Source organism: Protofrankia sp. CiP1_Cm_nod3, assembly GCF_982290655.1.
The window spans coordinates 29,380-36,609 of sequence record NZ_CEVIVD010000002.1 but is presented as its reverse complement, the minus strand read 5'-3'; the positions used below and the strand labels follow the sequence as shown (position 1 = coordinate 36,609).

The 7,230-nt window shown below is 73.6% G+C and carries 6 protein-coding genes; 4 read left to right on the top strand and 2 right to left on the bottom strand.

The genetic code is table 11. The features are described from left to right. Nucleotides 1-212: 212 nt before the first annotated feature. Nucleotides 213-1,319 carry a methyltransferase domain-containing protein gene (locus AC5LUJ_RS01075; RefSeq protein ID WP_250283959.1) on the top strand — a complete coding sequence of 369 codons (1,107 nt, stop codon included), beginning with the start codon at nucleotides 213-215 and terminating at the stop codon, nucleotides 1,317-1,319. Nucleotides 1,320-1,491: 172 nt separating this feature from the next. Here the strand turns inward: AC5LUJ_RS01075 and AC5LUJ_RS01070 are convergent, their stop codons facing one another. Then, on the bottom strand, nucleotides 1,492-2,217 hold the full coding sequence (locus tag AC5LUJ_RS01070) for a tyrosine-protein phosphatase (RefSeq protein ID WP_250283957.1): 726 nt from the start codon (nucleotides 2,215-2,217) through the stop codon (nucleotides 1,492-1,494). A gap of 323 nt (nucleotides 2,218-2,540) precedes the next feature. Here AC5LUJ_RS01070 and AC5LUJ_RS01065 point away from each other — a divergent pair, with 323 nt between their 5' ends. The 3 genes from AC5LUJ_RS01065 (at nucleotide 2,541) to AC5LUJ_RS01055 (ending at nucleotide 6,176) form a co-directional block, all read left to right on the top strand. After that, nucleotides 2,541-3,113, top strand: a complete 573-nt coding sequence (locus AC5LUJ_RS01065) for a ferric reductase-like transmembrane domain-containing protein (RefSeq protein WP_250283955.1) — start codon at nucleotides 2,541-2,543, stop codon at nucleotides 3,111-3,113. 242 nt (nucleotides 3,114-3,355) lie between these two features. Continuing rightward, entirely contained in the window at nucleotides 3,356-5,698 is a 2,343-nt protein-coding gene (locus AC5LUJ_RS01060) for a HelD family protein (RefSeq protein WP_493464327.1), read from the top strand. Between the two features lie 223 nt (nucleotides 5,699-5,921). Beyond that, nucleotides 5,922-6,176, top strand: coding sequence for a hypothetical protein (locus AC5LUJ_RS01055; RefSeq protein WP_250282894.1), 255 nt, complete (start codon nucleotides 5,922-5,924; stop codon nucleotides 6,174-6,176). Between the two features lie 144 nt (nucleotides 6,177-6,320). On the opposite strand, the gene AC5LUJ_RS01050 is transcribed toward AC5LUJ_RS01055, so the two are convergent. Beyond that, a partial coding sequence (locus tag AC5LUJ_RS01050; RefSeq protein ID WP_493464326.1) for an XdhC family protein occupies nucleotides 6,321-7,230 on the bottom strand: 910 nt, incomplete at its 5' end.

Here is a 7,230-nt window from a genome sequence, read left to right as displayed (position 1 = left end):
CTGTCCTGACACCCTCACTGTTCCCGGCGCCCGTACCGGTCTGGCGCCCGTACCGCTCCGGCGCCGGTGCAGGCCCCGGCCTCCTACCGCTCCGGCGCCCCTGCCGCTTCGGGCACCCGCTGCCTGACACCACCGGGCCGGCGTTCGATCGTCCCTGCTCACCGGGCACGTACTGTCGTTACCATGCGGCCGATGATGACGGCGGGCTCGGCGTGATTCATACCGTTCTTGCCCATCTCACATGCCCGACATGTCACCAGGGGCTGACCGCCGGGCCGGGGCGGGTCCACTGTCCGGCGGGCCACAGCTACGACCTCGCCCGGGCGGGCTACCTGACGCTCACCGCCGGGCGGGCGAAGGCTCTCCCCGGTGACAGCGCGGACATGGTGCGGGCGCGGGAGGCCTTCCTTGGCGCCGGCCACTACACCGCACTTGCCGACCGGCTCGCCGACAGGCTCGCCGCCGAGCTCACCGGCGGACTCACCGGCGGACTCGCTGGCAGGCTCACCGGCGAGCTCACCGGCAGGCTTGCCGGCGCACTCACGGACCAGCCCGCGAACAGGCTTGCGGGCGCGCTCGCCGCCGGCGGCCACGGTCGTCAGGCGGTCAGCGGCACGTCCCAGGACAGCGGCCCGGCCCAGGGCGGGAGCGAGAGCGGGGGCAGCGGTACGTCCGGCGGCGCGCCGGTCGTCGTCGATGTCGGCGCCGGTACCGGCTACTACCTGGCGCGCCTGCTCCGGTCCGCTCCGGGCGCGGCCGGTATCGCGGTGGACGCGTCACGTTACGCGCTGCGACGGGCGGCCCGGGCACATCCGCGCATCGGCGCCATCGGCACGGACGTACGCGGCCCACTGCCCATCCGGACCGCGACGGCAGCACTTGTTCTCGACGTCTTTGCACCGCGAAATGCCGCGGAAATGCACCGCGTCCTGCGCCCGGACGGACGGCTGGCCATCGTGACACCCACCGTCCGCCATCTTGGCGAGATCGTGGGCCCGCTCGGCCTGGTCACCGTGGACGAGAGAAAATCCGAGCGGCTGCGCGCGAAACTGGCCGGATTTTTCGTCCAACAGGACCGGCTGGCCATGGACCTCGAGCTCTCCCTGTCCCCGGACGACCTGTTGAACCTGGTGATGATGGGGCCCACCGCCCACCACCGGCGGGCACCGGAGGTCCGCGCGGCCATCGAGGCCAGCTGGCCGCGTGGCGCCCGGCCGACCGCGTCCTTCACCGTCGAGATCCACGCTCCCTGCCCCGGACAGACGGTTCACCACGTGGGCCCGCCACCATTCCGCGGTGGCCGTCAAGAAAAGCGGTGACCGTCAAGAAAAACCGACAAGGACGGGAAACAGGGCGCCGGAACACGTCGCGGATTTCCGTGGGACCGTTTCCGTGAGACCGGCTGTGCCGGGTCCGGACGGGACAGGACCGAGCCCGGACGGGACGGGACCGGGTCCGGACGGCGAACGGGACGGAACAGAACGGAACGGGTCAGGCCACCAGGCGGGACTTCCAGGCGGATACCGCGTCCGGATCCGCGCCGTTGGCGGCCAGCCAGCCCACCACGCCGCCGTCGTGGCCGTCGATGACGCCCAGCACCTGCTCGACGGCCGAGGACGACGTCCTGGCCAGATCCCGCGCGTTCTGCCCACCGCCCGGCAGCAGCGGGCTGTCACCCATCCGTCGCAGCACCGCGGGCATGTTCGTGGCCGTGATCGCGTAGTCCGCGAGCACCGCGTCCGCCCGGACGCCCGCGGCACGCAGCAGCACCGCCACGACAAGGCCGGTCCGGTCCTTCCCGGCCGCGCAGTGGACGAGCAGCGGCGCGGGTGTCCGAGCCGCGAGATGAAGGATGCCGACCACCAGCGAGCCGGCGGAGACAATGATCGACTGGTAGAGCGTGCGCAGACCGCCGGCGAGCGCCGTGGCGGTCCGGGAGGACGGGTCGTGGGGATCGACGTCGCCCAGCAGCGGGATCAGGTGGATGCCGGTCGCCGCCGAGGCCAGCGGGTGCGGGCCGTCCTGCTCGACCGGCGAGCGCAGGTCGACGACCGTGCGGGGCGGCCATGCGAGACCGTTCGGCGGCGGCCGGTCACCGTGCAGGGGAGCCTCGCTGCGGTAGAGCACACCGGCCCGGGTCAGCCCGCCGTCGCTGGTGGGCAGCCCACCCAGGTCACGCAGGTTCACCAACTGATCGGCAGTCGTCTCACCGTTCATATGCCCGCTCCGTGTTGATCGTCCGATGTTGCTCTATCTGAGCACATCCACCTCCGCTGACGGCGAAGTGAACTCCCAGCAACCTCACAGGTTGGATTCAGCAACGGTGAAGTCCGCCGGCCCACCGTGGACGGTGAAGCACCCGCGCAGGCCCCGCGAGGCGGGACCGGCGCGGCCGACCAGACCAGCAGGGACCAGCAGGACCGCTGGCGGGCACGGGAGCCGCCAGCCGTGGCCACGCGCTTCCCCGCGTGCCCGCGGCCTGCTCCGGTAGGTGCCCGGGGACAGGCCCTGGGCCTCTTGAGCCGATGGAGGACGACATCATGATCGCGACAACGCTGGATCTTGCGGTGGCGACGCTGGCCCCGGGCACGGGCGTCGACCCGTCCGTGGACGCCGGCCGCCGGCCACGAGGGCTGACCGTGATGGCGTGCGGCGTCGGCATCGGCCCGATCAGGACGCTTCTCGACGGGCTGGGGCGCTCCCCCGCCGATGCCGTGCTGGTCTACCGGGCCATGACCGAGGAGAGCTCGGCCTTCCGTTACGAGCTGGACATGCTGGCCGTGCTGCGCGGGATCCGGGTGATCTACCTGCCCGGGCACCGTTGCCCGGACCGCCTGTCGTGGCTGCCGGAACGCTTCTCCGCCCTGCTCGACGACGTCGCGCTGCGCCAGATCGTCCCCGAGATCGTCGACCACGACGTGTTCGTCTGTGGCCCGCGCGCGTGGACGCAGGCCGTCCGGGACGCGGCGCTGCTCTGCGGCGTGCCGTCCGAACAGGTGCACATCGCCGAACAGGTGCACATCGCCGAACAGGCACACGTCGCAGGACAGGAGCACATCGCCGTCGGACAGGAGCACATCGTCACACAGGCGTACGTTGCGCGACCAGCGTGAGGTGCCGGACGTCGACGCACCAGCCGAGCGACAGCGGGCAGAACTCCGCTGGCCCACCGGGTGCTGGTGGGGCACCTGGCGTAGAATCTATCTTCCGTTCCGCTCGCGCTCCACATGCGGGTGCCGGCCGGTGGATGCCGGCCAGCGGACGCCCGCCAGCGGACGTCGGCCAGCGGCTGCCGGTCGGGGACCCGGCCGCGGGGCCGGGCGTGCCCACCGTCTACAAACCGGAAGGATCGCAGGTGCCGACGACGTACGAGTACGAACTCGCGCGCGAGCAGGCGTATGTCGACATCCTGTACAACCGGCTGGACGACCTGCGCGACCAGGCCCGTGAGCAGCTGCGCGCGGTGCTGGTGACGGCGGGCACCGGCACACCGCAGTCCCGGGTGGAGCGGGAGGCCTTCGCCGACGCGTACTGCGACCGGATCGACCGGTTCGACGCCGCCGAGGAACGGCTGTGCTTCGGTGCCATGGACCGCACCGGCCACCAGCGCGTCTACATCGGCCGGATCGGTCTGTCGGACGCCGAGCACGAGCCGATCCTGATCGACTGGCGGGCCCCGGTGGCCACCGCCTTCTACCGGGCGACCCTCGCCGACCCGCACGGCCTGCTGCGGCGCCGCCACCTGCGGGCCAAAGGGCGCGAGCTGCGCGGCTTCACCGACGACGTGCTCGACCCCACCGCCGCCGACGCCGCCCAGGTGGCCGGCGCGAGCGGGGACACCCCGTTGCTGGAGGCGTTGTCCGCGCCCCGCTCGGGCCACATGCACGACATCGTCGCGACGCTGCAGGCCGAACAGGACAGGGTGATCCGCGCCGGCGCCGGATCCGTCCTGGTCGTCGACGGCGGGCCGGGTACGGGCAAGACCGCGGTGGCCCTGCACCGGGCCGCCTACCTGCTGTACACCGAGCGGGAGCGGCTCGTCCGCTCCGGTGTGCTGGTGGTCGGCCCGAGCCCGGTGTTCCTGCGCTACATCGAGCAGGTGCTGCCCTCCCTCGGCGAGACAGGCGTGGTCTTCGCGACCCCGGGGCGGCTGTTCCCCGGCGTCGACGCCACCGGGGACGAGGACGCCCGCGTCAGCACGCTCAAGGGTGACCTGCGGATGGCGACGCTGGTGGCCGAGGCGGTGAAGAACCGCCAGCACGTTCCCGCGGAGGGGGTGGAGGTCCGCTACGACGGCGCCGTGCTCCGCCTGTCCCGGCGGTTCGTGGAGAACGCCCGGGCCCGGGCCCGGCGCAGCCGCCGCCCGCACAACCCGGCCCGGCGGATCTTCGTCCGCGAACTGACGGCCGGACTCACCGACCAGGTGATCGCGAATCTCCCCGGTGGCCTGCTCGACGACGACGAACGCCAGGAGATCGCCGGGTACGTGCGCGCCGACCCGGCGGTGCGGGCGGTCTTCGACGCGCTGTGGCCACGGCTGACCCCGCAGCGTCTGCTCGCCGACCTGTTCGCCGAGCCGCCCCGGCTCGCCTCGGCGGCGCGCGCGGCACAGCTGACCGCTCACGAGCGTCACCTGCTGTGCCGGCCGGCCGACGCCCCGTGGACGCCGGCGGACGTACCGCTGCTGGACGAGGCCGCCGAACTGCTGGGGGATCCGGACGTCGACACCGCGCGGCCGGCCGAGCGGGCGGTCGAGCGGGAGCGGCAGGCCGAGCGGGAGTACGCCCGCGAGGTCCTCGACGGGCTCGGCCTGACCGGGACCGTCGACGTGGAGACGATGGCCGCGGGCATGACCGAGCGCTGGTACGGCCCCCACCGGCGGCGCAGCGCCGTGGAGCATGCCAGCGGCGACCGGTCGTGGGCCTTCGGCCATCTCATCGTCGACGAGGCGCAGGAAGTGTCACCGATGCTGTGGCGGCTGCTGTGGCGGCGCTGCCCGATGCGCTCGGCCACCCTGGTCGGTGATCTCGCCCAGGCTTCGGGCCCGGCCGCGGCGGGCTGCTGGGCCGAGGCGCTGGCCCCGCACATCGGCGATCGCTGGCGGCTGGAACGGCTCAGCGTCAGCTACCGCACACCCATGGAGATCATGGATGTGGCGGCTGACGTCCTCGCCGCGCAGGACCCCTCGGCCAGGCCGCCGCGCTCCGTGCGGGCCACCGGAGCGCGGCCGACGGCGGTGGCCGTCGACGCCGACCGGCCCGGTGGCGACGCGCTGGCCGCCGCGGCCGCAGCGTGGGCGCTGCGTGCCGCCGAGGCGGTGGGCGAGGGCCGGGTGGCGGTGATCTGCCCGGCCGGCCTGCCCGAGCGGATCCGCACGGCACTCGCGGCCGCGCCGGCGGGCACCCCCTTCGGCACAGCGGCGGCCGGAACGGCCGCCCCCAGCGGCACAGCGGACGTGCTGGCCGCCCCGATCGCGGTGCTCACCGTCGCGGAGTCCAAGGGCCTGGAGTTCGACGCGGTCGTCGTGGCGGAGCCCCAGATGATCATTAATGGTTCGCGGCGCGGCCTCGCCGACCTGTACGTGGCGCTGACCAGGGCTACCCGGACGCTGACCGTCGTCCACTCGGGTCCACTGCCGACGGTCCTACGCCGGCTGGCCACCGAGCGGCGGCCGGCCGGCGGCGGCCGGCTCGGGTAGCGGCTGCTCCGGCTGGCCCGGGGCCGGCTGGCGGCCCGGCTTCCCGGCTTCCCGGCTGCCGAACGCCGGCCCGACGACAGGCGCGCGCACCGACGTCCGGACGTTGACCAGGCTCCCGCCGAGCCGGCCACCATCCCGGACGGGAAGCTCCGGATCTCGCCCGGTCCGGGCAGGCCGGCACGTCGTGGTGTGTTCCGCGGCGTTCGGTGGGAACGGAACAGGGGTGCGCTACGGACCAATCAGGACCAGGACCCCGACCGCTCGGCGGGACTCGGTCATCAGCCTGGTCTGCGGGATCATCGGCCTGTTCCTCCTCGGGATCATCCTCGGGATCGTCGCGATCGCCTTCGGGGTGCGGGGACGACGCGGCGGCGGTGGGCACCTGGCAACGGCCGGGCTCGTCCTGGGCATCGTCGACGTCGCACTGTGGATCGTCGGCCTGACGGTGTCGAACGCGAACGCGCTGGTCTGGTACTGACCAGCCGCCGCCCACCCCTCGCCCGCTGTCGACATCCACGCCGGTCGCCCACTGCCGGTCGCCCACTGCCGGTTCACGGCCACCACCGGTCCCACCGATCCGCGGCGGACCGTCGGCGCGCCGGACCGGTGCGTCACAGCACTGTCACGGCACGGGGTGGATACGGCCGGATGTCGTCGACAACGGCCGGCCGCTCCCACCCCAGCGCGTCTGGACGATTTCGGCCGCGATCGACACCGCGGTCTCCTCGGGCGTACGGCCACCGAGATCAAGGCCGATCGGCGCCCGGATCCGGGCCAGCTCCGCCTCGGTCAGCCCGGCGGCCCGCAGGCGGGCGAGCCGGTCGGCATGGGTGCGCCGGCTGCCCATCGCGCCGATGTAGCCCGCCGGCGTGCGCAGCGCCGCCGCCAGCAGGGGGACGTCGAACTTCGGGTCGTGGGTGAGCACGCAGATCGCCGTGGACGGGTCGACGGCGATCCGCCCGAGATAGCGGTGCGGCCATTCGACCACCACCTCGTGGGCCGCCGGGAAACGCTCACGGGTGGCGAACACCGGCCGGGCATCACACACGGTGACTCGAAACCCCAGGAACGCGCCGATGCGGGTGAGCGCGGCCGCGAAGTCGACCGCACCGAACACGAGCATGCGGGCGGGCTGCGCGAACGCCCGCACGAACACGTCTATCCCGGTGCCTATCTCAGTACCTGTCCTCCCAGTACCTGTCCCGGTGCCGTGCCGCTGGCCGCGCGGCCCGTAGCGGCGTCGGCCGCTGTGCCCCCGCGCGAGCATCTCCCGGGCGTCGTCCGCGACGGCCGCGTCGAGCCCCTCGGTGCCGAGGGTGCCGGCCACCCGGCTTGGCCAGACCGCCAGCCGGGCGCCCGGCCGCACCGGCGCGGCGGCCGAGCCGATGACGGTACCCACCGCCACCGGCTCGGCCGCGGCCACCGCCGCCGCCACGTCGCCGAACTCCGGCGCGCCGTGACGGTCGATGCGCTGCACGAAGACGCTGATGGTCCCGCCGCAGGTCAGCCCGGTCGCCAGTACGTCGTCACCG

What these genes read in the sequence shown, in the direction of transcription:
- AC5LUJ_RS01070 (WP_250283957.1), bottom strand. Translation starts at nt 2,217, where the DNA reads ATGAACGGTGAGACGACTGCCGATCAGTTGGTGAACCTGCGTGACCTG.
- AC5LUJ_RS01065 (WP_250283955.1), top strand. Translation starts at nt 2,541, where the DNA reads ATGATCGCGACAACGCTGGATCTTGCGGTGGCGACGCTGGCCCCGGGC.